This window comes from Delftia sp. DLF01 (assembly GCF_014852125.1).
GTDB classification, from domain to species: Bacteria; Pseudomonadota; Gammaproteobacteria; order Burkholderiales; family Burkholderiaceae_C; genus Comamonas; species Comamonas acidovorans.
Genome location: NZ_JACVAZ010000002.1, coordinates 79,202 through 103,548, shown reverse-complemented (window position 1 = coordinate 103,548; position 24,347 = coordinate 79,202). Strand labels below are relative to the sequence as shown.

Here is a 24,347-nt window from a genome sequence, read left to right as displayed (position 1 = left end):
GGCTGATTATGTTTTTATAATGAAAGCTCTTAAACTACTTTCAAGGCGCATACCATGAGCTCTTACAAGGAACTGCTGAAGCAGCGACAGGAACTGGAGCAACAGATCCAGGAAGCACGCAAGCGCGAGCTTGCCGACGCCGTGGGACAGGTTCGCAACTTGATTGCCGAATATGGTCTGACTGCCGATGACGTGTTTCCTGCAGCTCGTGGTCGTACCGCTGGCACAACCGGCGCCAAAGTGGCTCCCAAGTACCGCGATCCCGCAACCGGCCAAACCTGGACCGGACGTGGCAAGCCGCCAAAGTGGATTCAGAATCAGGACCGTGAGAAGTTTGTCATCTGATTTTTCCGTCGCGCATGAAAGAGCCCGCCCAGTGCGGGCTTTTTTCATTGTCACGGCCATTTGTCAAAAGATTGTCTCAGTTGAGAATATCTATCATCCGCGGCGTAAAGTGTGGATCCGTGTATGGACATTTCCAGAGCGGCGATGCAAAGGCCGATTTTTGGCCGCACCGCACAGGTGAGGGTGGGGCGATGTCCTTTATGGCAGTCTGGTGCGTGGCGAGATGCCCGTTTTTGGGATCTTGATGCGCCTCAATGCCTGGGGGATGCGCGCATGTTTCAGAAGATTCCGAGCATTCTTTGATTTTCTTCAGCGGTGTCCGACTTGAATAATCAGGCCCCGGCCGCCATGGGTGGCGGCAGGGGCACAATACGCACATGAACAAGCAGGTGTTGATTGCCGGCGGCGGCATTGGTGGCCTGGCCGCCGCCATCGGTGCGTCGCGGGCGGGTTGGGAAGTGCGTCTTTTCGAGCAGGCGCCCGCGCTCAGTGAAGTGGGTGCCGGAATCCAGATCGGTCCGAATGTCGTGCGGCGGCTTCAGGCCTGGGGCCTGCAAAAACCGCTGCAGCAGGTGGTGGCATTGCCGGGCAGCCTGCGCGTGCGCAGCGCAGTCACCGGGCAGGAATTGGCGCATATGCCCTTGGGCAGCGAGTCCGTGCAACGCTATGGCGCGGCCTACGCCACCATCCACCGGGCCGATCTGCAGCAATTGCTGCGGGAAGCCGCTCAGACTTATCCGGGCATGCACCTGAACCTGGGCCAGCCCATCGAGAGCTTTTCCGAGACCGACGGCGTGGTCACCGTGCGAACCCGGGCCGGCAAGCTGATCGAAGGCGATGCCCTGGTCGCCGCCGATGGCGTGCGCAGCGTTCTGCGCCAGCAGTTGCTGGGCGACGGCCCGCCGCGTGTCACCGGGCACCTGGCCTACCGCGCCCTGGTGCACCAGGCCCAGTTGCCCAAGCGCCTGCGGGCCACCGATGTCACGGCCTGGCTGGGCTCGCGCATGCATGCCATCCAGTACCCCGTGCGCCGGGGCGAGCTGCAGAACCTGGTGATCATCATCCAGGGCCCGGCGCCAGAGGATCTGGCGAACTGGGACCATGCGGGCAATCTTGACGATCTGGTGCGGGTGCTGCAGGGCAGTTGCCCCCAACTGCTGGACCTGGTCCAGCATGTGCCTGCAGCCGGTGGCGACTGGCGGCTGTGGCCGGTGGGCGATCGCCCGCCCGTGCAATCGGCCGCGCAGATGGCGCGCGGCGTGGTGGCCTTGCTGGGCGATGCGGCCCATCCCATGCGCCCCTATCTGGCCCAGGGCGCCGGCATGGCGATTGAAGATGCAGCGGAGCTGCAGCGTGCCCTGTCCATGCATGACCTGGATGTGAACATGCGCCTGCGCCGCTACGCGCTCAATCGCTGGCAGCGCAATGCGCGCGTGCAGGCGCGCTCGCAGCGCAATGGCCGCATCTTCCATGCCACGGGTCCCGTGCGCTGGGGGCGTGACCTGTCGCTGCGCCTGCTGGGCTCCCGGCTGATGGATCTGCCCTGGCTGTACCGTGGCGATGGCTCGGCCGCCAACGCCTTGTAGAGACAGAGACTCCGGCCGCTAGGCGGCGGATGCCTGGCGCAGCAGCGGCGAGGAGGGCAGGAAACGGAACGCGGTCGACGCGCCCACCAGCGTGGCTGCAATCGAGATCATCACGGCCTTGTAGGGCTCCACGCCCCAGGCCTCGGCCCAGGCCGCCACCCAGCCCGTGAACCATTGCACCAGGGCCACGCCCAGGAACATGGCCATGGTGAACAGCGACAGTGCGCGGCCGGTCATCTCTGGGGGGTAGGAAGCGCGCACATCGGCGTACTGCAGCACCGAATAGCCCGACAGCAGGCCCATGGCGAAGATCAGCGCCACATTGGTCCAGCCATGGTGCAAAAAGGCCATGAGCATGAACAGGCTGCCCATGAGCAGCGAGTAATTGGTGAGCCAGCGCCGGCGCCGTCCTGGGCCGGGATCCATGCGCCCGAAAATCGCGGGGCTGAACAGCGAGATCATCGATACGACCAGCGCCACATTGCCGCTTTCCACCAGCGAAAAGCCATAGCGATGGATGAGCAGCGGCCCCAGCCACAGGCCGCGCAGCGCCAGAAACGATGCATAGCAGGCCATGGCCAGCAGGACGATGCCCAGCGTGTGCGGCAGCGTGAACAGCTCGGCCATGCGGCGTGCCGCCACGCCCCAGCTTTCCCGTGCGGCGGTCTGTGCTCCGCTGCGGGCGGGCTCGTGCACGCGCCACCAGATCAGCAGCCACGACAGGGCCGACATCACGGCCAGCAGCGCAAAGCCCGAGCGCCAGCCGAAATGCTGGACCAGCCAGGCCAGTGGCGTGCCTGTGAACAGCAGCCCCAGTCCACCGACACCCATGCCCACGCCCGACAGAAAGGCAAAGCGGTCCATGGGAAAGTGGCGCGAGATGAACATGGTGCAGGCCAGAAAGGCGGGCGAGCAGCCCACGCCGATCAGCAACTGGCCCACCATCAGCCAGCCGTAATTGGGTGCGGCGGCGGACAGTGCCGACCCCGCAATCGCCAGCGGAAACGACAGCAGCACCGTGCGCCGCAGGCCGTAGAGGTCCATGCCGATGCCCATCAGCAACTGGGCCACGCCGAAGGACAGGCCGAACAGGCCGGCGAAGGCGCCCAGCGACTGGGCCGTGAGCCCGAAATCCTGCTGAAGACCCGTGGCCATGACCGAGGTGATGGTGCGAAAGGCCTGGCTCAGCGCAAAGGCCGAGAGCAGGGACAGCAGCATGGCCCACAGCAGCTGGCTGCGCGGCGGCGGTGCTGCGGGGGAGGTCTGCGAAGCCTCTGTGTGTATGTTGTTGTGTGGGGGCTGTTGTGGCGCTGCGGACACGGTATTTCTCCTGGCGCCGCAGCTTACCCGTTTGCGCGCCTGCGCGCTGTCGCCACCGCAGCGGTCTGCCGTCAGTGGCGCCCGCCAGTTCTTACAGCTCGGTGCGCAGCGCCCAGATTTCGGGGAACAGCACCACGTCCAGCATCTTGCGCAGATAGCTGACGCCGCCCGTGCCACCCGTGCCGCGCTTGAAGCCGATGACGCGCTCCACCGTGGTCAGGTGGCGGAAGCGCCACAGGCGGAAGGCGTCCTCGATGTCGGCCAGCTTTTCGCCAAGCTGATACAGGTCCCAGTGCTTGTGGGGATCGCGGTAGACGGTGATCCAGGCCTGCTTGACGCCCTCGCTGGCCTCGTAGGGCTGGGTCCAGTCGCGCTCCAGCCGGTCGGCGGGCACGTCGATGCCCTCGCGCGCCAGCAGCTGCAGGGACACGTCGTAGAGCGAGGGCGAGCGCCATGCCGCCTCCACCTGGGCCAGCAGATCGGGCCGGTGGGCATGGGGCTGGAGCATGGCGGCGTTCTTGTTGCCCAGGGAGAACTCGATGCAGCGGTACTGGTAGCTCTGGAAGCCGCTGGAGTTGGCCAGGTAGGGACGCATGGCCGTGTACTCGGGCGGGGTCATGGTGGACAGCACGGTCCAGGCGCTGACCAGCTGCTCCATGATGCGGCTCACGCGGGCCAGCATCTTGAAGGCGTCGGCACGCGTGCCGCCTGCGATGGCGGCCGTGGCGGCTCGGACCTCATGCAGCATCAGCTTCATCCACAGCTCGCTGGTCTGGTGCTGGATGATGAACAGCATCTCGTCATGCGCGGGCGACAGCGGATGCTGTGCCGTGAGGATCTGGTCCAGGTGCAGGTAGTCGCCATAGCTCATGGACTGGCTGAAGTCCAGCTGGGCGCGCTCCTCTTTGACGATGGATTCGGTGCGGCCGGGGCTGTTCATGGGGCAGCCGGAGTGTTCGGTGGTCATGTGGGAGTCTCGCAAGTCTCGACGCGGAAAATGCAGGGCGCAGCGTAACCGAATCCCGCGCTGAAATCCTGCGGGTTGCAAGAAGCGGGATGCGCGGGTGCTCCGGGCTGCGTAGAGTAGGGCATCCGATGACCCAGAAAGACATGCCGTGTCCAACCAAGCCATGAATCAAGCCAGCGATGCCACTGCCAACCCCACGGCCCTGGTGGCCCGATGCTGCCGCTGGCTGGAGACCGAGGAGCCCCCACCCGCCCTTGGCCAGCTGGCCGAACGCTCGGGCCTGAGCCCCTGGCAACTGCACCGATTGTTCAAGCAGGCCACGGGCCTCACGCCCAAGGCCTATGCCAAGGCCCATCGCGCGCATGCCTTGCGCGCGGCGCTGCAGCCGGGCCAGAGCGACTCGGTCACCGATGCGGCCTACTCCAGCGGCTATGCGGCCAGCAGCAGTTTCTACCGCGACGCAGGCGCCATGCTGGGCATGGCGCCCGGCGACTACCGGCGCGGCGGCATGCGCCAGACCATCCGCTTTGCCGTGGCCGAATGCACGCTGGGCAGCATCCTCGTGGCCAGCACCGAGCGCGGCGTGTGCTGCGTACTGCTGGGCGACGACGCCGAGGCCCTGGTGCAGGACCTGCAGCAGCGCTTTCCGCTGGCCGAGCTGGTGGGTGGCGATGCGGGATTCGAGCACACCGTGGCCCAGGTCGTGGCCCTGGTCGAGCAGCCGCGCCGCGGCCTGGCGCTGCCGCTGGATGTGCAGGGCACGGTCTTCCAGCAGCGCGTGTGGCAGGCGCTGTGCGCCATTCCGGCCGGCCAGACCCTGAGCTATTCGGAACTGGCCCTGCGCCTGGGCATGCCCACGGGCGCGCGCGCCGTGGCCAGCGCCGTCGCTGCCAACCCGATTGCCGTGGCCGTGCCCTGCCACCGCGTGGTGCGCAACGATGGCAGCATCTCCGGCTACCGCTGGGGCGTGGAGCGCAAGCGTGCCCTGCTGCTGCGCGAGGCGCGCCAGGCGCAGGAGGCGGCTGGCCGGGAGACAGGGCGGGAGAGCGGCCGAGCCCCGCTGCGCCAGGCCGGCAAGGCATGAGCGGGCGGCGTGGCGGCCACAGCCCTGGCGCAGAGCAGCAACTGACGCTGCCGGCCGGCTACCGCATGAACGAGTTCTGGGGCTTTCACCGGCGCGATGCCCAGCGCCTGTCCGAATGCGATCTGCAGGACGGCGACACCATCCGCATGCACAAGGGCCTGATGTGGAAAGGCCTTCCCACGCTGCTGACCCTGGAGCTGACGCCGCAGTGCGAAGAGGCGGCCGTGGTGCAGGCCCGATGGCGCCTGCCCGCCGGTGCAGGCGCCATCACCGGCATGGACGATGTGCTGGCCGCCATGCTGCGGCGCATGTTCGGACTGTCCCAGGATGTGGGCGAATTCGAGCGCCGTTTTGGCCGCCATGCGCGGCTGGGGCCGCTGCTGGCGCGCCAGCGTGGCCTGCATGTGCCGGCGGCCTGCACGCCCTGGGAGGCGCTGAGCTGGGCCGTCACCGGGCAGCAGATCAGCGTGGCGGCAGCCGTGTCGCTGCGCCGCCGCCTGATCGCCGCAGCCGGCCAGCCGGTGGCGCTGCACGATGGCCATGCCGACGCGCCGCAGCAGCTGTGGTGCATGCCGGAGGCCGCCCAGCTGGCACAGCTCGGTGAGGAGGATTTGCGCGCAGCCGGCTTTTCGCGGAGCAAGACGCACACGCTGCGCCTGCTGGCGCAGGCCGTGCAGTCGGGTGAATTGCCGCTGGACGACTGGGCGGCCCTGCCTGAACTGCCGGTGGCCGAGATCCGCGAGCGGCTGCTGGCCCTCAAGGGCATAGGCCCGTGGACCGTGAACTACATGCTGCTGCGCGGCTATGGCCACCTGGACGGCCCGCTGCACGGCGATGTGGCCGTGCGCCGGGCCCTGGCCCTGCTGTTGAAGACGGACGCCATGGATGCGGCGCAGACCGAGTTGTGGCTGCGGGACTTCGCGCCCTGGCGCGCCCTGGTCGCGGCCCATCTCTGGGCCTCGCTGTCGTCCACGGCGTTCTGAAGGGCTGGCTCCAGGCTTCAGGTCACCGCATTGACGCGGTTGAACTCCGGCTTGCGCCATTCGCCCGATTCCAGCACCTGGCGCAGGTGCTCCACTGCATGCCAGACATCTTTGAATCCCACGTACAGCGGCGTGAAGCCGAAGCGCAGGATGTCCTTGTGCAGGCCCGTGCCGTCGCCCTTGCGGAAGTCGCCGATCACGCCGCGCGCGATCAGCGCCTGCACGATGGCATAGGCGCCGCTGTCCTTGCCGTCCACGCCCAGTCCCTCCTCGCGCGTGAGGCAGACCTGGGAGCCGCGCCGGCCGTGCTCGCGCGGCGTGGCCAGGCCCAGGCCGTGGCCCTGGCAGCGTTCCTCGACCAGGGCGATGAACAGGTCGGTCAGCGCCAGCGACTTGTTGCGCAGCGCGTCCATGCCGCCCAGCGGCTCCACGGCCGTGAACACGTCCAGGCCGCACTGCAGCACGCTCAGGCTGACCATGGGCTGGGTGCCGCACAGGTAGCGCTGTATGCCCTGGGCCGGGTGGTAGTCCGGCACGAACTTGAAAGGCTCGGCATGGCCGAACCAGCCCGACAGCGGCTGCCAGAAGCGGTTGATCAGGCGCGGGTTGGCCCAGACAAAGGCCGGCGCGCCGGGGCCGCCGTTGAGGTACTTGTAGCTGCAGCCGATGGCGAAGTCTGCATTCGCGCCCTTGAGATCGACAGGCACGGCACCCGCGCTGTGGCACAGGTCCCAGACGCAGAGAATGCCCTTGCCCTGCGCGGCAGCCGTCACGGCAGCCATGTCGTGCATGGCGCCCGTGCGGTAGTTGACATGGGTGAGCATGCAGATGGCGACCTCGTCGGTCAGCGCGCCGGCAATTTCCTCGGGTTCGAGCAGCACCAGCTCCAGGCCGTATTCCTGGCAGACCGACTGGGCGATATAGAGGTCGGTGGGGAAGTTGCTGCGCTCGCTGATCAGGCGCTTGCGCTGCGGCGCGTCCTCGCGCGCGATGCGGGCCGCCGCTGTCAGCACCTTGTAGAGGTTGATGGAGGCCGTGTCGGTGAACACCAGCTCACCCGCGCCCACGCCCAGCCAGGGGGCGAACTGGTCGCCCAGGCGCTGGGGCAGGCTGATCCATCCGGCATCGTTCCACGAGCGGATCAGGCCCTGCGCCCATTCCTGCTGCACCACCTCGGCCACGCGCGCGGCGGCGGCGCGGGGGCTGGCGCCCAGCGAGTTGCCGTCAAGGTAGATCACGCCTTCGGGCAGCGTGAATTGGTCGCGCAGGGCGCGCAGCGGGTCTTGCGCATCGAGGGTGAGGCAGTCTTGCAGGCTCGTCACGGGGTCTCCTTGGGTATCGAAAAGGCGAAAAGGCGAAAAGCGCGGGCAGGGCCGGCGCCGCAATGCGGGCAGGGATCAGGCAAGGGCGCGCAGCACGGCGCGCACGGGCGAGGCATCGGCCTCGACCAGCTTGAGCGGCAGGGCGATGAGCTCGTAGTCGCCCTCGGCCACCTCGTCCAGCACCAGGTTCTCCAGCACGCGCAGGCCGCGCCGGCGGATCACCTGGTGGCTGTCCAGGCTCTTGCTGCTGGCCGGGTCGATGCTGGCCGTGTCAATGCCGATGAGCTTCACCCCCAGGTCGGCCAGCCGCTCCACCGTGGCCGGTGCATAGGCGGCCAGCTCCTGGTCCCAGGTGGTGGGCGCGCGCTCGTAGGTGCGCACCAGCACGCGTGCCGGAAGATGCTCCACGGCGTGGGCGATGTGCTCCCATTCGACCAGCGGTCCCTTGCCGATGGCGTGGATCACGCGGCAGGGGCCGAGGAAGGCGTCGAGATCCACGTTGCCGATGGATGCCCCGTCGGCGTCATAGTGCAGCGGTGCATCGGCATGCGCTCCCACGTGGGGCGAAAGCGTGATGGCGCTGACATTGACCGGGCAGCCCGGCCCGATGGTGGCGCACCACTGCTGGCTGTAGGCCGTGTCGCCGGGAAAGACGGGGCTGGCGGCCTGCACGGCCGGGGAGATGTCCCAGAGTCTGCGGGTCATGGTTTCACTCCTTCGGGGCGGTTCGGGCGGCCTGTGCGCGGGGCCGGTACCACAGCGCGTACACCAGGGCCAGCAGGCCCAGGAAGGGCAGGCCCGTGAGCAGCGTCATGTGGAAGACCTCGGTGAAATAGGTGGTGACGATCACGCCCAGCATCAGCGCGGCGCCGGCCAGCGTGAACAGCGGAAAGCCCCACATGCGGAACTGCAGGCGCTGGCCCGGATGCTCGCGCGACCAGCGCGCGCGGAAGAACAGATGGGTCACGAAGATCATGAACCAGGTGAACATGGCGCCGAACATGGACACGGACATCATCCACAGCAGCGAGCCCTCGGGCTTCCACAGGTTCACGGCCACGGCCACGGCAATGCCCAGGCAGGAGATGGCAATCGCCGCCACGGGCACGCCGCGGCTGTTCAGCCGCCCGAACACCGAGGGCGCATAGCCGCCGCGCGACAGGCTGAACATCATGCGCGAGGTCACATACAGCTGGCTGTTCATGGCCGACAGCGCGGCCACCAGCACCACGAAGTTGATGATGCTGGCAGCGCCCGGGATGCCGATGATCTCCATCACCTTCACGAAGGGGCTCTTGTCCGTGCCGGCCTGCTGCCAGGGCACGATGGCCAGCATCAGCGCGATCGTGGCCAGGTAGAAGATCACCAGGCGCGCCATGGTGGTGCGAAAGGCCCGGGTGATGGCGCGCTTGGGGTCCTCGGCCTCGCCGGCCGCCACGGCCACGGCCTCCAGGCTCAGGTAGCTGAAGATGGCGATGATCACGGCCACCCAGGTGCCCCACAGGCCCTTGGGGAAGAAGCCGCCATCGGCCGTGTAGTTGAAAAAGCCGATGCCCTGGGGCTGCGAGCCGAACACCACCCAGGCGCCGATCAGGATGAAGGCCACGATGGCGATGATCTTGACCATGGAAAAGCCGTACTCCACCTGGCCGAAGGCCTTGACGCTGCTGGCGTTGACGGCCACCAGCGCGCCCGAGAACACCAGCACCCAGATCCAGCGCGGCACGTCCGGGAACCAGTAGCCCATGTAGATGCCGATGGCCGTCACCTCCATGCCCACGGCCAGCACCACGGCGGCCCAGTAGGCATAGCGGACCATGAAGCCGGCCAGCGGGCTGATGTAGTGCTCGGCATAGGCGCCGAACGAGCCCGAGGTCGGGTGGGCCACCGTCATCTCGGCCAGGCAGCCCATGAGCAGCAGCGAGATCAGCGCGCCGATGGCATAGCTGACCAGCACGCTGGGCCCGGCGAAGCCGATGGCGAAGGCGCTGCCCATGAACAGGCCGGTGCCGATGGCGCCGCCAATGGCGATCATCACCATCTGGGCGGCGGACAGCTGCTGGCGCAGGCCGGTTTCTCGTTGCTGAATGTCTTGGAAGGCGGCCATGGTGCGCGGCAGGTGGGGGCTGAAAGCGGAAGGCGTAAGTATCTGCGCTTTCACCGCCGGCCCCGGGCTGGCCGCTGCAAAACCATGGGAGGGTCCGGCCCAGATGCGGTCGGCTCAGGTGTGGCCGGCTCAGGTACCGGCTCAGGCGCCGCGTGCGTAGCAGCCCGGTGTCAGCGCATGGTGGGCCTTGAAGGCGCGCTGCAGGTGCGCCTGGTCGGCAAAGCCCATGGCATAGGCTGCATCGGACAGCGCTGCGCCCGTGGCCAGCAGGCGGCGCGCGCCGTTGATGCGCAGGTTCAGGCGGTAGCTGCCGGGCGTCATGCCCGTGGCCGCCTTGAAGCGGCGGATGAAGCGCGTGGCGCTCATGCCGCACTCCTGGGCCAGGGCCTGCACGGTCAGGCCTGCATCGGGTCCTGCATGCAGGCGTTGCAGTGCAGGCGCCAGGGCGGCCGCATCGCCGGGCAGGGGCAAGGCTGCGGGTTGGGCACAGCGGTCCAGCAGGTGCTCCAGGCCCAGGGCCAGGCGGTCGGCGGCCGCCGTGCCATCGACGGGGCGGCACAGGCCATCCACCAGGCTGGCGATGTCCGCATCCGTGAGCGTGCGCCGGGGAAAGCGCAGCGCGGCCACGCCCAGCCGCGCGTGCAGCCAGTCGGCATCGACAAACAGCATGCGGTAGGACCACGGAGCTCCAGGGTCGGGATTGCAGGCATGCCAGGCGCCGGGCTCGATCAGCACCACGCCGCCCGCTTCCACAGGCTGCGGTCCGTGGGCATGGTGGAACACGGTACGGCCCGCGTCCACGATGCCTATCGAATACTCGGCATGCATGTGCAGCCGAAAGCAGTGTGGCGAGCGCGCGCTGTCGCGCAACTCGGCCCAGGGAGCGGCCGGATGGCGGTGGAAGCGGTGGGGAGAGGTTGAAGTCATGGCGGCCAGCCATCATGCCAGCATGGCCGCCACGCTGGCGACCAGCAGCAGGGCCAGCAGGCGGTGGAACAGGCGCTGGCGGCGTTCGGTGCGCAGCCAGCCCGAAAGCAGCTGCCCCAGCAGCGCCCAGCTGCCGACCCCCACCAGGCAGGCCAGCAGCGAGATAGCGCAAAACTGCAGCAGCGCCCACGGCGCATTCGCGTGGGGCAGCACGAACAGGCCCACGCCGGCCAGCGCCACCAGCCAGGCCTTGGGGTTGAGCGTCTGCACGGCCGTGCCCTGCAACAGCGCTTGCAGCAGGGCCTGCAGCGTGCGCTGCGATCCGCCGTTTTGCTGCCTCCCGGCCTGGCCCACAGGCGCATTGGCCAGCCGCCAGGCCAGCCACAGCAGATAGGCGGCGCACAGCCACTGTGCGGCCGTGGACAGCTGCGGCAGCGTCTGCAGCAGCCACTGTGCTCCTTGGCCCATGACCCAGACCACGGCCGCATAGCTGGCGCTGGCGCCCAGCACATAGGCGGCCGAGACCAGGCGCGACCGGGCCGCACCATGGCGCAGGGCCAGCACATTGACGGGGCCGGGCGTGATGGCGCCGACGAGGGTGAAGACGCCCATGGCGAGCAGCGAGGAGGACATGAGATTTCGCGCGGACGCAGGACTGCACAAGGCCCGCAGTCTCGTCCTGCACGCCGGCCCTGTATTGAACGCAATTGCGGGGCGCTGGCATGTCCGTCACATCCTCTAGGGGAGCATGGCGTAGGCCACGATCTCCAGCTTCATCCCCGGCACCACCAGCGCCGAAATCCCCATGCTGGAGCGGTTGGGATAGGGCGCCTCGAAGAACTCGCGGTACACGGCGTCGATGGCCGGCATGTCGGCCACGTCGGTCATGTAGATCAGCACCTGGGTCACATGCGCCAGCGTGCCGCCTGCGGCCTGCAGCGCATTGCGCAGGTTGGTGAAGGTCAGGCGCGCCTGCTGTTCGATGGGGCCGGTGTCGATGCTGCCGTCGGGCCGCACGGGGCCGTGGGCCGTGAACAGCATCTGGCCGCTGGCCTTGACGGCCCAGGAGAAGGGCTGCTTGAGCGGCGGCAGTCCCACGTCGATGATTTGCTTCATGGATTTCCTTGTGTTTTGACTACATGCGAAGGCATGGTGTTCTTGCGTCGGAAACTTGGCGCGGCCCATCGGCGGACGCCGAGCAAGGGCCGTCCCGCAGCGATGGTGTCGTCCCGCGCCCGCGCAGCGAGAGCGGGGGAAGCGGCAAAGCCGCTCAGGGGTCACAGTTTCGTTCTCACGGACCAGAGTTCGGGGAACAGCACCACGTCCAGCATCTTGCGCAGATAGCTGACGCCGCCGGTGCCACCCGTGCCGCGCTTGAAGCCGATGACGCGCTCCACCGTGGTCACATGGCGAAAGCGCCACAGGCGGAAGGCGTCCTCGATGTCGGCCAGCTTTTCGCCGAGCTGGTACAGGTCCCAGTGCGACTGCGGGTCGCGGTAGACCTGGGCCCAGGCGGCCTCGACCTCGGGGCTGGCCGTGTAGGGCTGGGTCCAGTCGCGCGCCAGGTGCCCGGCAGGAATGGCCAGCCCCTGGCGTGCCAGCAGGCGCAGGGCCTCGTCGTACAGGGAAGGTGCGCGCCATGCGGCATCCACCCGGGCCAGCAGGTCCGGGCGGTGGGCATGGGGCTGGAGCATGGCGGCATTCTTGTTGCCCAGCGCGAACTCGATGCAGCGGTACTGGTAGCTCTGGAAGCCGCTGGAGCTGGCGAGATACGGCCGCATGGCCGTGTACTCGGTAGGCGTCATGGTGGCCAGCACGGACCAGGCGCCCACCAGCTGCTCCATGATGCGGCTCACGCGGGCCAGCATCTTGAAGGCATCGGCATGGCGGTCGGCCGCCACGGCGGCCGTGGCCGCGCCCAGCTCGTGCAGCATCAGCTTCATCCACAGCTCGCTGGTCTGGTGCTGGATGATGAACAGCAGCTCGTCATGCGTGGGCGACAGCAGTTGCTGGGCGCCGAGGATGGCGTCCAGCTGCAGATAGTCGCCATAGCTCATGGACTGGCTGAAATCCAGCTGCGCCCTTTCCTCGGCGACGATGCGCTCGGTCAGGCTGCCATGGACGGGGCAGCCGCTCATTGCGGCGACTCCAGCACCGTGGCAATGGCATCGGCCACGTACTGCACGTTGGCGCCGGACAGGCCCGACATGCACATGCGGCCCGAGCGGATCAGGTACACGCCGTGCTCGTCGCGCAGGCGGTGGACCTGGGGCTCGCTGATGCCGGTGTAGCTGAACATGCCGCGCTGGGTCAGCAGGAAGCCGAAGTCGCGCCGCTCGCCAAAGCGTTCATGCAGCGCGCCGTGCAGCTGGGCGCGCATGTCCTTGATGCGCCCGCGCATCTGCGCCAGCTCCTGTGCCCATTGGGCGCTCAGTTCGGGCGACGCCAGCACCTGCTGCACCAGGCGCGCGCCACGCGTGGGGGGCGAGGAATAGTTGCTGCGCACCGTGGCCTTGAGCTGGCCCAGCACATTGCCGGCCGTGGCCGCGTCGCTGCAGACCACGCTGAGGCCGCCCACGCGTTCGCCATACAGCGAGAAGTTCTTGGAAAACGAATTGGCCACAAAGGCCTGGGCGCCCGCATCGGCCAGCGCGCGCACGGACCAGGCGTCTTCATCGAGCCCATCGCCAAAGCCCTGGTAGGCCATGTCCACGAAGGGGATCAGGCCGCGCTCCACGATCACGGGGATCAGTTGCTGCCACTGCTCGCGCGACAGGTCCACGCCCGTGGGGTTGTGGCAGCTGGCATGCAGCAGCACCACGCTGCCCGAGGGCAGTTCGCGCAGTGTCTGCAGCATGGCGTCGAAGCGCAGGCTGCCCGTGGCCGCGTCGTAGTAGGGGTAGCTGTGGGTGCGCAGGCCTGCGCCCTGGAAGATGGCCAGGTGGTTGTCCCAGGTGGGCTCGCTGAGCCAGACCTCGGCGTCGGGGAAATAGTGCTTGATGAAGTCCGCGCCCAGCTTGAGCGCGCCCGAGCCGCCCAGGGTCTGCACGGTGGCGATGCGCTGCGCGCGCACGGCCTCGTGCTCAGCGCCGAACACCAGGTTCTGCACCAGCTGGCGGTAGGGGGCTATGCCTTCAATGGGCAGGTAGCCGCTGGGGCTTTGCTCGCGGGCCAGGGCATCGCCAGCCTGGCGCACGGAGTCCAGCACGGGCAGGCGGCCGGCCTCGTCGAAATACAGGCCGATGCTCAGGCTGACCTTGTCGGTGCGCGGGTCCTGCTGAAAGGCTTCCATCAGCGACAGGATGGGATCTCCGGGGTAGGGCGGGACGTGGCTGAACATCGAGGCGCGGGCGGTATCGAGGGGGGCAAGAGTCGTCATGTTTCTAAGGTAGGGAGAAAAACGGGAGGCCGGATGTCACCGGGCGGGAACCTGGGCTTGCGCTTGGGCTTGGGCTGAGGTTTGGGTCTGAGGGGCGGGCTGGCCGGCCGGCTTGCGGTACCAGATGGCGTAGATGGCGGCCAGCAGCAGCAGGAAGGGCAGGCCGGTGAGCACGGTCAGGCGGAACACGTCGGTGAACAGCGTGGACACCAGGGCGGCCAGCATCAGAGCCGCGCCCAGCAGCGTCAGCACCGGAAAGCCCCACATGCGGAAGGCCAGCGGCTTGTTGCCCTGGCGCACCCAGTGGATGCGGAAGAACAGGTGGGTCACGAAAATCATGAACCACGTGAACATGGCGCCGAACATGGCCACGGCCATCATCAGCATGAAGGACTGCTCGGGGTTGACGATGTTGAACAGCGTGGCCACGGCAATGCCCAGGCAGGACAGCAGCAGCGCCGGCAGCGGCACGCCGCGCGAGTTCACGCGGCCCAGCACGGCGGGCGCATGGCCGGCGCGCGAGAGGCTGAACATCATGCGGGTGGTGATGTACAGCTGGCTGTTCATGGCCGAGAGGGCAGCCACCAGCACCACGAAATTGACCACGCTGGCCGCGCCGGGCAGGCCGATGATCTCCATCACCTTCACGAAGGGGCTGCCGTCCTTGCCGGCGGCCGACCACGGCACGATGGCCAGCATCAGCGCGATCGTGGCCAGATAGAACACCACCAGGCGCACCATGGTGGAGCGGAAGGCGCTGGTGACGGCGCGCTGCGGGTCCTTGGCCTCGCCAGCGGCCACGGCGATCATCTCGATGCTCAGGTAGCTGAAGATGGCGATGATCACGCCCACCCAGGTGCCCCACAGGCCGTTGGGGAAGAAGCCGCCGTTGTTGACGTAGTTGGCAAAGCCCACGCCGGCCGGCCGGGTGCCGAACACCACCCAGGCGCCCACCACGATGAAGGCCACGATGGCGATGATCTTGATCATGGAGAAGCTGTACTCCACGGCGCCGAAGGCCTTGACGCTCATCATGTTCACGCCGATCAGCGCGCCCGAGAAGATCACCACCCAGGCCCAGCGCGGCACCTCGGGGAACCAGTAGCCCATGTACAGGCCCACGGCCGTCACCTCGGTGCCCACGGCCAGCACCACGCAGGCCCAGTAGGCATAGCGCACCACGAAGCCGGCCCAGGGGGCGATGTAGTGCTCGGCATAGGCGCCGAACGAGCCCGAGGTCGGGTGGGCCACCGTCATCTCGGCCAGGCAGCCCATGAGCAGCAGCGAGATCAGCGCGCCGATGGCATAGCTGATCAGCACGCTGGGCCCGGCGAAGCCGATGGCAAAGCCGCTGCCCAGGAACAGGCCGGTGCCGACGGCACCGCCGATGGCGATCATGGTCATCTGTCCGGCGGACAGCTGCTGTTGGAGTCCGGCTTCGCGCTGGACGATGTCTTCGAAGGCTGGCATGGGTTGTTGTCTCCGTTGCTGTGGGGGGCTTCGGAGGCGGATGCTAGTTACGGCCTTCGCAGGGCGTTTAGTAGTTATCCCTAAATGCTCTTGATCTTGGATAAGTTATTCTGTGAAACATGAATTCATAGGTGGTTTATGTCAATCGAGATCGACAGAACGGACCGGCTGCTGATCCGCGCCTTGCAGGACAACGCGCGGCTGACCTCGGGCGAATTGGCGCAACGCGTGCACTTGTCGCAATCGCCGTCGTGGCGGCGCATCAAGCGGCTGGAGGATGAGGGCGTGATCACCGGCTACCACGCCGCGCTGAGCCGGCGCGCCATCGGCTTTGGCGTGCTGGCCTTCGTGATGGTGGGCATAGACCATCAGAACGAGGAGTCATCGCGCCACTTCCAGGAAGCGGTCTGCGCCATTCCCGAGGTCGTGATGTTCCACGGCATCTCGGGGCCGGAGGACTTCCTGCTGGTCGTCGTGGCGCGCGATCTCGATGCCTATTCGGACCTGCTGCTCACCCGCCTGCACCGGCTGCCCGGCGTGCGCCAGGTGCACACGCATTTCTCGCTGCAGGAGTTCAAGGGGCAGTTGGCGGGGCTGCCCGTGGAATAACGGCTGGTGGTGGCGGCTGTTGGCGGCCGGCAGCGCCTGGCTGGTTGCTACAGCAGGCCGCTGTCCAGCGCCTGCATGCCATGGCGCACGCGCACGCGGTTGCAGGCATCGCTGCCGGCCGCAAATTCGCGGCAAGGCGAGGGCCGCCACTCGTAGATGCCGCAATGGGCCTTCTCGCCCACCTTGCCCACCAGCGCTGCGCAGCGCGGGCGCGACCAGTCCGTGCCGCGCATGCGGCAGGTGTGGTCGGTGACTTCCTCGATCAGCCCGGCCGGCACGCGGCCGCCATGCTCCTGCGACTCATGCACGGAAAAGTCCACGCGAAACGATGCGCAGCAGGCGCCGCAGCTCAGGCAAGGATGGGTCATGGCGTGGGCAAGCAGGTGCAGGTGCGGATCGTGGGAGCGCGATTGTCGCGCGCACGCGTGCGGGGCGCCTGGAACCGGCCAAAAACCATGACGGCCCTTTGGCAAGACCCTGCCTCTTACTCCGATACCATGCGCGGGCTTCCCACGGGGATTCGATCAAAATCAAAATGAGAATAAAAATCAGTTGATACAACACGCCATGCATTCGATGAATCCCGGGACGGACGCCACGGCTCCGTCCGCGCTGTCCGCGCCTCCCAGCTCTCCAAGCCCGGCCACCGCTGCGGCCATCACCCTGGATGCGCTGCCGCGCCAGGTTCCGGCGCGCGTGGTCGAACTCCATGCGGCGCGCGACACGGCCGAGCAGGAACTGCTGCTTCGCCTCATGGAAATCGGTTTCCTGCCGGGCGAGCCCGTTCGCATCCTGGCCGCAGGCTTTCCGGGCGACGACCCGCTGGCCGTGCGCGTGGGCCAGGCCACGTTCGCGCTGCGCCGCCATGAGGCGGCCCTGGTGCGCGTGGCGCCGGAGGCGGTGGCATGAGCGCGTCGTCCTCTCCCAAACTCATCCAGCCGCTGCAGCCTGCCCAGGGTGGCGGCGGCGGTGGTGATTCCGCATTGCGCCTGGCCTTGCTGGGCAACCCCAACTGCGGCAAGACAGCCTTGTTCAACCTGCTGACCGGCGCACGCCAGAAGGTGGCCAACTACGCGGGCGTGACCGTGGAGCGCAAGGAAGGCTGGCTGAGCACGGCCAGCGGCCGGCGTGTGCGCGTGCTGGACCTGCCGGGCACCTACAGCCTGCATGCCCACAGCGAGGACGAACGCATCACGCGCGACATCGTCTCGGGCCGCCACGCGCGCGAGGCGCCTCCCGAACTGCTGGTCTGCGTCACCGACGCCACCCACCTGCGCCTGAACCTGCGCCTGGTGCTGGAAGCCCAGCGCCTGGGCCTTCCCATGCTGCTGGTGCTCAACATGAGCGACATGGCCAGGCGCCAGGGCATCGATATCGACCGCGAGGCGCTGTCACGCGCCCTGGGCATGCCCGTGCTGTCCACGGTGGGCGTGCGCCAGGACGGCGCGCGCGAACTGCTGCAATGGCTGGACGGCCCCGAAGCCCGCGCCCTGGCAGCGCCGCAGCTGCAGGCCCCGGCCCGCCCGGGCGATGCGCGCGAGCAGGTGCTGGCCCTGCACCAGCAGGTGGCCCGCATCATGGCCGACTGCGTCAAGGAGCCCGTGGTGGACACCCGGCGCGATGACCGCATCGACGCCGTGGTGCTGCACCCGCTGTGGGGCATGCTGCTGCTGGCGGCCACGCTGTTCCTGATGTTCCAGGCCGTGTTCAGCTGGGCGCAGCCGCTGATGGACGGCATCGAGGGCGGCGTCTCGGCCGTCTCGGCCCTGGTCAACGAGCACATGCCCGAAGGCGCGCTGCGCAGCCTGCTGGCCGATGGCGTGATCGCGGGCACGGGCGCCGTGCTGGTCTTCCTGCCGCAGATCCTGATCCTGTTCCTGTTCATCCTTGCGCTGGAGGACTCGGGCTACCTGCCGCGTGCCGCCTTCATGCTGGACCGCATCATGGGCAAGGTCGGCCTGTCGGGCCGCTCCTTCATTCCGCTGCTGTCCAGCTTCGCCTGCGCCGTGCCCGGCATCATGGCCACGCGCTCCATCACCAGCTGGCGCGACCGCCTGGTGACCATCATGATCGCGCCGCTGATGACCTGCTCGGCGCGCCTGCCGGTCTATGCGCTGCTGATCAGCGCCTTCATTCCCGAGCGCACCGTGGGCGGCATCTTCAACCTGCAGGGCCTGGTGCTGTTCGCGCTGTACGTGGCCGGCATCGTCAGCGCCATGGCCGTGGCCGGCGTGGCCAAGTTGGCCGGCCGCAGCGCCGGACCCACGCCGCTGCTGATGGAGCTGCCCTCCTACCGCTGGCCCAGCCCGCGCAGCCTGGCCCTGGGCCTGTACGAGCGCGCCATGATCTTCCTGCGCCGCGTCGGCGGCATCATCCTGACCGTGAGCATCGTGCTGTGGTTCCTGGCCAGCTACCCGGCGCCGCCCGATGGCGTCACCGAAGCGGCCATCCGCTACAGCTTTGCGGGCCGCATCGGCGGCTGGCTGGAGGTGGTGCTGGCGCCGATCGGCTTCAACTGGCAGATCGCCATCGCCCTGGTGCCCGGCATGGCCGCGCGCGAAGTGGCCGTCAGCGCCATGGGCACGGTCTATGCCCTGTCCGCCGCCAGCGACGAGGCCATGGCCGAGCAACTGGGCCCGCTGATCGCCCACACCTGGTCTATGGCCACGGCGCTGTCGCTGCTGGCCTGGTTCGTGTTCGCGCCCCAGTGCATCTCCACGCTGGCCGCCGTGCGGCGCGAGACCAACGGCTGGCGCTATCCGCTGCTGATGACCGGCTATCTGTTCGCGCTGGCCTACCTTGCCAGCTTCATCACCTACCGCGTGGCCATCGCATTGGGCGCGGGCTGAAAGGAGCACGGACCATGTGGCAAAACATCATCGTGGGTCTGATCGTGGCCCTGGCCGGCATGTCCCTGGTCTGGCGCTATCTGCCTGCGCGCTGGCGCCAGAAGGCCGGGCAGATGCATCCGGCACTGGCGCCCAAGGATGCGGGCGGCTGTGGCGGCTGCAGTGCCTGCGGCGGGGACAGTTGCGCACCGGACAAGCGGGTGCCGTAAGGCCACGGCCCGAACTTCCGCCAGGAAAAAAAAGAATGCCTGCAGGCGCAAAGCCTGCAGGCATTCTTTTTTGAGCGGACTGCGTTGTCAGTTCGGCTGGCGGCCCAGCAGCAGGTATTCCATCAGAGCTTTCTGCACATGCATCCGGTTCTCCGCCTCATCCCAGACCACGGACTGCGGCCCGTCGATGACCTCGGCCTCCACTTCCTCGCCGCGGTGGGCGGGCAGGCAGTGCATGAACAGGGCATCGCCACGTGCGGCGGCCATCATTTCGGCGTCCACGCACCAGTCGGCAAAGGCCTTCTTGCGGGCTTCGTTCTCGGCCTCGTAGCCCATGCTGGTCCACACGTCGGTGGTCACCAGGTCGGCGCCCTTGCAGGCGTCCAGCGGGTCCTTGAAGACCTTGTAGCAGCCCTCGCGCGGGGTCTTGCCGCCAAAGGCCAGCTTCTCGTCCACCTCGTAGCCGCCCGGTGTGCTGACGTGGACGGTGAAGCCCAGCAGGTCGGCCGCCTGCAGCCAGGTGTTGGCCATGTTGTTGCCGTCGCCGACCCAGGCGACGGTCTTGCCCTGGATCGAGCCGCGGTGCTCGATGAAGGTGAAGATGTCGGCCAGGATCTGGCAGGGGTGGAACTCGTTGGTCAGGCCGTTGATGACGGGAACGCGCGAGTATTCGGCAAAGCGCACGATCTTGTCCTGGCCATAGGTGCGGATCATCACCAGGTCGGTCATGCGGCTGATGACGCGTGCGCTGTCCTCGATGGGCTCGGCGCGGCCCAGCTGGCTGTCGCCCGTGGTCAGGTGGACCACCGAGCCGCCGAGCTGGTACATGCCCGCCTCGAAGCTCACGCGGGTGCGCGTGCTGGCCTTCTCGAAGATCATGGCCAGCGTGCGGTCGCTGAGCGTGTGGTGCTTTTCGTAGCCCTTGAACTTCTTCTTGATCAGGGCCGCGCGTTCGAGCACATAGGCGTACTCGTCGGCCGTGAAGTCGGAAAACTGCAGATAGTGCTTGATGGCAGTCATAGGCAGGTACTCATTCGGACAGGAATTGCACGATCAGGGGCTTGAGCTTGGCGACCACTTCGTCGGCTTCGGCCTCGGTCATGATCAGCGGCGGCACCAGGCGCACCACGGTGTCGGCGGTCACGCTGAACAGCAGGCCGGCTTCGGCGCCACGGCCCAGCAGGGCGCCGCAGGGCTTGTTCAGCTCGATGCCGATGATCAGGCCCTGGCCGCGCACATCGACCACGCCCTTGACGTCGGCCAGTTCCTTTTGCAGCGTGGCCTTCAGGTGGTCGCCCACCTTGGTGGTGTGGGCCAGCAGGCCGTCCTCTTCCATGATGCGGATGGTTTCGATGCCCGCACGCATGGCCAGCGGATTGCCGCCGAAGGTGGAGCCATGGTTGCCCGGCTGCAGCACGGTGGCCGCCTTGCCATGGGCCACGACGGCGCCGATGGGCACGCCCGAGCCCAGGCCCTTGGCCAGGGTCATCACGTCGGGGACGATGCCGGCCCACTGGTGGGCGAACCACTTGCCCGTGCGGCCCATGCCGGCCTGGACTTCGTCGAACATCATCAGCCAGCCGTTGGCATCGCACAGTGCGCGCACCTGCTGCATGTACTCGATGCGCATGGGGTGCAGGCCGCCTTCGCCCTGGATGGGCTCCATCATCACGGCCACCACGTCGGGGTTGCCGGCCGTGGCCTGCTGCAGCGCCTCGAAGTCGTTCACCGGCACGCGCAGGAAACCGTCGAGCAAGGGGCCGAAGCCGTCGCGCACCTTGGGGTTGCCCGTGGCCGTCATGGTGGCGATGGAGCGGCCGTGGAAGGCATGCTCGTAGACCACGATCACCGGCTTGGCGATGCCCTTGTCCACGCCGTACTTGCGCGCGATCTTGATGGCGGCCTCGTTGGCCTCCAGGCCCGTGCTGCAGAAGAAGACATTGGTCATCTTCGAGCGCTCGGTCAGCAGCTGGGCCAGCGTTTCCTGGCCGGGCACGTGGTAGTAGTTGGAGGTGTGGATGAGCTTGGCCACCTGGTCCTGCAGCGCAGGCACCAGCTTGGGGTGGTTGTGGCCCAGCGTGTTCACTGCAATGCCGCCCAGCGCATCGAGGTACTGCTTGCCGTTGACGTCCCACACGCGGCAGCCCTGGCCTCGCTCCAGAGCGATCGGTACGCGGCCATAGGTGTTCATCACGTGGGGCGAGGCAGCCTCAATGAAAGCGGTCATTGCAAAAATCTCCTGAGCTGGAAAGTAAACGGCATCCGGGCGTTGCCGCCGCAGATGCCTGAAAAACAGCGAAGCCCGATTCTAGGGGCCGCGCGATGGCCTACCGTTGCGGTTTGCGCATCACAGCCATGCAATGAGCCTACGCCACACTTGGGTAGTGCGCTGCAACAAGGCCTCAGCTCTTATATAAGAGATAAAATGCCGGCTTGGCCTGCTGGCAGCGATCCTGCCTGTGGGCTCTGACTTTTTTGAAGGACTTGCGCAAGCAGGACGTGGCAGGGCGCCGTGCCCCTTGGCAGGTCGGCTGTTTTGTTCCTTGTTGCGCAAGTCGTATTTTGGCGTGCATCCTGATGGTCTCTCCCTCCAGCAAAGAACTGTTCATCCAGGGCATCACCCACGAAGGCAAGACTTTCCGGCCCAGCGACTGGGCTGAGCGGCTGGCAGGCGTCATGAGCCAGTTTCGCCCCGGTGGTGCCCAGCGCGGCAGCCACCTGAGCTACTCGCCCTGGTGTGTTCCCACAACGCTCAATGGCGTCAAGTGCGTGGTCGTGCACCGCGACCTGCGCGATTACGAGCCCATGGCCTGGGATTTCTGCCTGAATTTCGCCAAGGACAACAACCTGCAGGTTGCCGAGGCCTGCCTGATACCGGACGAGCCGGCCCGCTGAGGCCGGCTTCTTTTTTTGCGGGTCGTTCCCGTCCGATGTGAAGCGCGCCTGGGGTGCGTTTTTTTTCGCCCGTGCTCCGGAGGGTGGGGCTTTTTTGGTGGGTCCTGCGGATGCAGGAGCATCGTTCAGGCACAAAAAAACCGCCCGAAGGCGGTTTTCTCGTTCGCTGACAGCGCACCCGTTACAAACGGCAGATGGCCGGAGCCATCCGTGCGGTTGCCTAATTGGATTAGGCGGCGGCCAGGGCCTTGACCTTGGCGGACAGGCGGCTCTTGTCGCGAGCGGCCTTGTTCTTGTGGAAGATGCCCTTGTCGGCGATCGTGTCCAGAACGGATTGGGCTGCGGCAAACAGTTCGGTTGCCTTGGCCTTGTCGCCAGTCAGAACGGCCTTTTCGACCTTCTTGACGGCGGTGCGGTACTTGGAACGCAGCGAGGTGTTGGCTGCGTTGAGCTTGGTGTCCTGGCGGACGCGCTTGCGGCCGGAGGCGAGACGGGGGTTCTTCTTTGCGGGCTTGGATGCCATGATATGTATTCCTAGTGTCTGAGGATGTTGTCGGCGAAGCGCGGGATTATAGCACGCAGCCCGGACAGGGCCTTGAGGGCCCAGGCCGCACGGGCCGGCCTGTTGCAACGGAGTGCAAGAGCGGCCAGGCCCGCCTGGAGCGCCGGCCGGCGGGGCATGCCAGCGCATACACTCCCCACGGTGTCACTGTTCAAAGCCGCCTCCACCGTTTCCCTGCTGACGCTGGCCTCCCGTATCACCGGGCTGGTGCGCGATCTGCTCATGGCCTCCATGTTCGGAGCCAATGCGCTGACCGATGCGTTCAATGTCGCCTTCAGGATTCCCAATCTCTTTCGGCGGCTGTTCGCCGAGGGGGCCTTCAGCCAGGCCTTCGTGCCGGTGCTGGCCGCCAGCAAGGCCAAGGAGGGGGACGAGGCCACGCGCACGCTGATCTCGCACGTGGCCACGCTGCTGTTCTGGGTGCTGCTGGTGACCTGCGTGCTGGGCGTGGTGGGCGCTCCGCTGCTGGTCTGGCTGCTGGCCAGCGGCCTGCGCCAGTCGCCCGAGGGCTATGACGCCGCCGTGCTGATGACACGCTGGATGTTCCCCTACATCGGCTTCATGTCGCTGGTGGCGCTGTCGGCCGGCGTGCTCAATACCTGGCGGCGCTTTGCCGTCTCGGCCGCCACGCCGGTGCTGCTGAACCTGGCCATGATCGCCGCCGCCTTCTGGGGCGCGCCCTGGCTGCAGGCGCGTGGCATCGAGCCCATCTATGCCATGGCCGGTGGCGTGATGCTGGGCGGCGTGCTGCAGCTGGCGGTGCAACTGCCTGCGCTGGCGCGCCTGGGCCTGCTGCCGCGCATCGGCTTTTCGCCAGCTGCGCTGCGCGAAGCCTGGGCCGAGGCCGGCGTGCGCCGCATCCTCAAGCTGATGGCGCCGGCCTTGCTGGGCGTGGGCGTGGCCCAGGTCTCGCTGATGATCAACACGCAGATCGCCTCCTATCTGCAACCGGGCAGCGTGACCTGGTTGTTCTATGCCGACCGGCTCATGGAGTTTCCGACGGCGCTGCTGGGCGTGGCGCTGGGCGTGGTGCTCACCCCCCAGCTGGCCGCTGCCAAGGCGGCCGATGACTCGGAGCGCTACTCGGCCATGCTGGACTGGGGGCTGCGCCTGGTGGTGCTGCTGTCCGTGCCGTGCGCTGTGGGCCTGCTCACTTTTGCCGAGCCGCTGGTGGCCACGCTGTTCCACCGCGGTGCGCTGCAGGACAGCGACGTGGGCCAGATCGCCCTGGCGTTGGTCGGCTACGGCGCAGGCCTGGTGGGCCTGGTGGCCATCAAGGTGCTGGCGCCAGGCTACTACGCCAGCCAGGACATCCGCACGCCCGTCAAGATCGCCATCGTGGTGCTGGTCATCACCCAGCTGCTCAACCTGGTCCTGGTGCCCTTCATGGCGCATACCGGCCTGGCGCTGTCCATCGGCCTGGCGGCCCTGGTCAATGCGGGCTGGCTGCTGTGGGGTCTGCTGCGCCGGGGCGTCTACCGTCCCAAGCCGGGCTGGGGCCGGCTGGGCTTGCAGGTGGTCGCGGCCAGCAGCCTGCTGGCCGTGCTGCTGACCTGGGGCAGCCAGCATTTCGACTGGATCGCGCTGCGCGCCAACGGCTGGCAGCGTGTGGGCCTGCTCGCCGCGCTGATGGCCGCCTCGGTGCTGCTGTACTTCGGTGCGCTGTGGGCGGCGGGGCTCAAGCTGCGCGCACTTCTGCGGCGCTGAGAGGCATCGCCCAAACCCGCATAATT

The 24,347-nt window shown here is 67.4% G+C and carries 25 protein-coding genes; 10 read left to right on the top strand and 15 right to left on the bottom strand.

Translation table 11 applies throughout. The annotated features are described in order from the left end of the window. The first annotated feature begins 54 nt into the window (after positions 1-54). Together IB269_RS08880 and IB269_RS08875 are read left to right on the top strand one after the other, a co-directional pair. Entirely contained in the window at positions 55-345 is a 291-nt protein-coding gene (locus tag IB269_RS08880) for an H-NS family nucleoid-associated regulatory protein (protein WP_012204081.1), read from the top strand. Positions 346-722: 377 nt separating this feature from the next. Next, positions 723-1,931 (top strand): FAD-dependent monooxygenase, encoded by a 1,209-nt coding sequence (locus IB269_RS08875; protein ID WP_013803678.1) that lies wholly within the window; start codon positions 723-725, stop codon positions 1,929-1,931. A gap of 18 nt (positions 1,932-1,949) precedes the next feature. Here the strand turns inward: IB269_RS08875 and IB269_RS08870 are convergent, their stop codons facing one another. Continuing rightward, complete coding sequence (locus tag IB269_RS08870) at positions 1,950-3,251, bottom strand: MFS transporter (protein WP_012204083.1); 1,302 nt, start codon at positions 3,249-3,251, stop codon at positions 1,950-1,952. Positions 3,252-3,342: 91 nt separating this feature from the next. Continuing rightward, positions 3,343-4,218, bottom strand: a complete 876-nt coding sequence (gene kynA, locus IB269_RS08865; protein ID WP_034391164.1) for a tryptophan 2,3-dioxygenase — start codon at positions 4,216-4,218, stop codon at positions 3,343-3,345. Positions 4,219-4,381: 163 nt separating this feature from the next. Here kynA (IB269_RS08865) and ada point away from each other — a divergent pair, with 163 nt between their 5' ends. Continuing rightward, on the top strand, positions 4,382-5,302 hold the full coding sequence (gene ada, locus IB269_RS08860; RefSeq protein WP_012204085.1) for a bifunctional DNA-binding transcriptional regulator/O6-methylguanine-DNA methyltransferase Ada: 921 nt from the start codon (positions 4,382-4,384) through the stop codon (positions 5,300-5,302). Next, positions 5,299-6,285, top strand: a complete 987-nt coding sequence (locus tag IB269_RS08855) for a DNA-3-methyladenine glycosylase family protein (RefSeq protein WP_192366970.1) — start codon at positions 5,299-5,301, stop codon at positions 6,283-6,285. Before ada ends, IB269_RS08855 begins: the two co-directional genes overlap by 4 nt. A gap of 17 nt (positions 6,286-6,302) precedes the next feature. Here IB269_RS08855 and kynU read toward each other — a convergent pair whose 3' ends face one another. The 9 genes from kynU to IB269_RS08810 all read right to left on the bottom strand — a co-directional run bounded on the left by kynU (position 6,303) and on the right by IB269_RS08810 (position 15,490). After that, positions 6,303-7,607 carry a kynureninase gene (gene kynU, locus IB269_RS08850; protein WP_192366969.1) on the bottom strand — a complete coding sequence of 435 codons (1,305 nt, stop codon included), beginning with the start codon at positions 7,605-7,607 and terminating at the stop codon, positions 6,303-6,305. Between the two features lie 75 nt (positions 7,608-7,682). After that, positions 7,683-8,312 (bottom strand): arylformamidase, encoded by a 630-nt coding sequence (kynB, locus tag IB269_RS08845; RefSeq protein ID WP_043824042.1) that lies wholly within the window; start codon positions 8,310-8,312, stop codon positions 7,683-7,685. A 4-nt stretch (positions 8,313-8,316) separates the two neighbouring features. Further along, on the bottom strand, positions 8,317-9,714 hold the full coding sequence (locus IB269_RS08840; RefSeq protein WP_063326907.1) for an amino acid permease: 1,398 nt from the start codon (positions 9,712-9,714) through the stop codon (positions 8,317-8,319). A 141-nt stretch (positions 9,715-9,855) separates the two neighbouring features. Then, on the bottom strand, positions 9,856-10,641 hold the full coding sequence (locus IB269_RS08835; RefSeq protein ID WP_192366968.1) for a helix-turn-helix domain-containing protein: 786 nt from the start codon (positions 10,639-10,641) through the stop codon (positions 9,856-9,858). A 12-nt stretch (positions 10,642-10,653) separates the two neighbouring features. Beyond that, positions 10,654-11,274, bottom strand: a complete 621-nt coding sequence (locus IB269_RS08830) for a LysE family translocator (RefSeq protein ID WP_192366967.1) — start codon at positions 11,272-11,274, stop codon at positions 10,654-10,656. A 105-nt stretch (positions 11,275-11,379) separates the two neighbouring features. Next, positions 11,380-11,757, bottom strand: coding sequence for a RidA family protein (locus IB269_RS08825; protein WP_013803668.1), 378 nt, complete (start codon positions 11,755-11,757; stop codon positions 11,380-11,382). Between the two features lie 161 nt (positions 11,758-11,918). After that, positions 11,919-12,779 carry a tryptophan 2,3-dioxygenase gene (kynA, locus tag IB269_RS08820; protein WP_192366966.1) on the bottom strand — a complete coding sequence of 287 codons (861 nt, stop codon included), beginning with the start codon at positions 12,777-12,779 and terminating at the stop codon, positions 11,919-11,921. Continuing rightward, positions 12,776-13,981: an aromatic amino acid transaminase gene (locus IB269_RS08815; RefSeq protein ID WP_192367520.1), complete on the bottom strand. Its 1,206-nt coding sequence runs from the start codon at positions 13,979-13,981 to the stop codon at positions 12,776-12,778. Before IB269_RS08815 ends, kynA (IB269_RS08820) begins: the two co-directional genes overlap by 4 nt. Before the next feature lie 75 nt (positions 13,982-14,056). Continuing rightward, a complete protein-coding gene (locus IB269_RS08810) occupies positions 14,057-15,490 on the bottom strand; it encodes an amino acid permease (protein WP_192366965.1) in 1,434 nt (477 codons plus the stop codon). 138 nt (positions 15,491-15,628) lie between these two features. Between IB269_RS08810 and IB269_RS08805 the strand changes: the two genes are divergently transcribed. Then, positions 15,629-16,099, top strand: coding sequence for an Lrp/AsnC family transcriptional regulator (locus IB269_RS08805; protein WP_012204096.1), 471 nt, complete (start codon positions 15,629-15,631; stop codon positions 16,097-16,099). Between the two features lie 47 nt (positions 16,100-16,146). On the opposite strand, the gene IB269_RS08800 is transcribed toward IB269_RS08805, so the two are convergent. Further along, positions 16,147-16,467 carry a YkgJ family cysteine cluster protein gene (locus tag IB269_RS08800; protein WP_013803664.1) on the bottom strand — a complete coding sequence of 107 codons (321 nt, stop codon included), beginning with the start codon at positions 16,465-16,467 and terminating at the stop codon, positions 16,147-16,149. A gap of 199 nt (positions 16,468-16,666) precedes the next feature. Here IB269_RS08800 and IB269_RS08795 point away from each other — a divergent pair, with 199 nt between their 5' ends. The 3 genes from IB269_RS08795 to IB269_RS08785 are packed head-to-tail and all read left to right on the top strand — an operon-like array spanning position 16,667 to position 19,157. Then, entirely contained in the window at positions 16,667-17,008 is a 342-nt protein-coding gene (locus tag IB269_RS08795) for a FeoA family protein (RefSeq protein WP_043824050.1), read from the top strand. Then, positions 17,005-18,948 (top strand): ferrous iron transporter B, encoded by a 1,944-nt coding sequence (gene feoB, locus IB269_RS08790; protein WP_180317771.1) that lies wholly within the window; start codon positions 17,005-17,007, stop codon positions 18,946-18,948. Before IB269_RS08795 ends, feoB begins: the two co-directional genes overlap by 4 nt. Positions 18,949-18,962: 14 nt before the next feature. Beyond that, the gene (locus IB269_RS08785) at positions 18,963-19,157 is read left to right on the top strand and encodes a hypothetical protein (RefSeq protein ID WP_065347795.1); all 195 of its coding nucleotides are present in this window, start codon (positions 18,963-18,965) and stop codon (positions 19,155-19,157) included. An 87-nt stretch (positions 19,158-19,244) separates the two neighbouring features. Here the strand turns inward: IB269_RS08785 and argF are convergent, their stop codons facing one another. Then, positions 19,245-20,177: an ornithine carbamoyltransferase gene (gene argF, locus IB269_RS08780; protein ID WP_012204101.1), complete on the bottom strand. Its 933-nt coding sequence runs from the start codon at positions 20,175-20,177 to the stop codon at positions 19,245-19,247. A 10-nt stretch (positions 20,178-20,187) separates the two neighbouring features. Continuing rightward, a complete protein-coding gene (locus IB269_RS08775) occupies positions 20,188-21,384 on the bottom strand; it encodes an aspartate aminotransferase family protein (RefSeq protein WP_192366964.1) in 1,197 nt (398 codons plus the stop codon). A 350-nt stretch (positions 21,385-21,734) separates the two neighbouring features. On the opposite strand from IB269_RS08775, the gene IB269_RS08770 reads away from it, so the two are divergent. Beyond that, positions 21,735-22,052: a DUF3579 domain-containing protein gene (locus IB269_RS08770; protein ID WP_012204103.1), complete on the top strand. Its 318-nt coding sequence runs from the start codon at positions 21,735-21,737 to the stop codon at positions 22,050-22,052. Between the two features lie 229 nt (positions 22,053-22,281). Here the strand turns inward: IB269_RS08770 and rpsT are convergent, their stop codons facing one another. After that, positions 22,282-22,575, bottom strand: a complete 294-nt coding sequence (rpsT, locus tag IB269_RS08765) for a 30S ribosomal protein S20 (protein ID WP_012204104.1) — start codon at positions 22,573-22,575, stop codon at positions 22,282-22,284. 180 nt (positions 22,576-22,755) lie between these two features. Here rpsT and murJ point away from each other — a divergent pair, with 180 nt between their 5' ends. Next, on the top strand, positions 22,756-24,321 hold the full coding sequence (gene murJ, locus IB269_RS08760; RefSeq protein WP_034391199.1) for a murein biosynthesis integral membrane protein MurJ: 1,566 nt from the start codon (positions 22,756-22,758) through the stop codon (positions 24,319-24,321). Positions 24,322-24,347 lie beyond the last annotated feature (26 nt).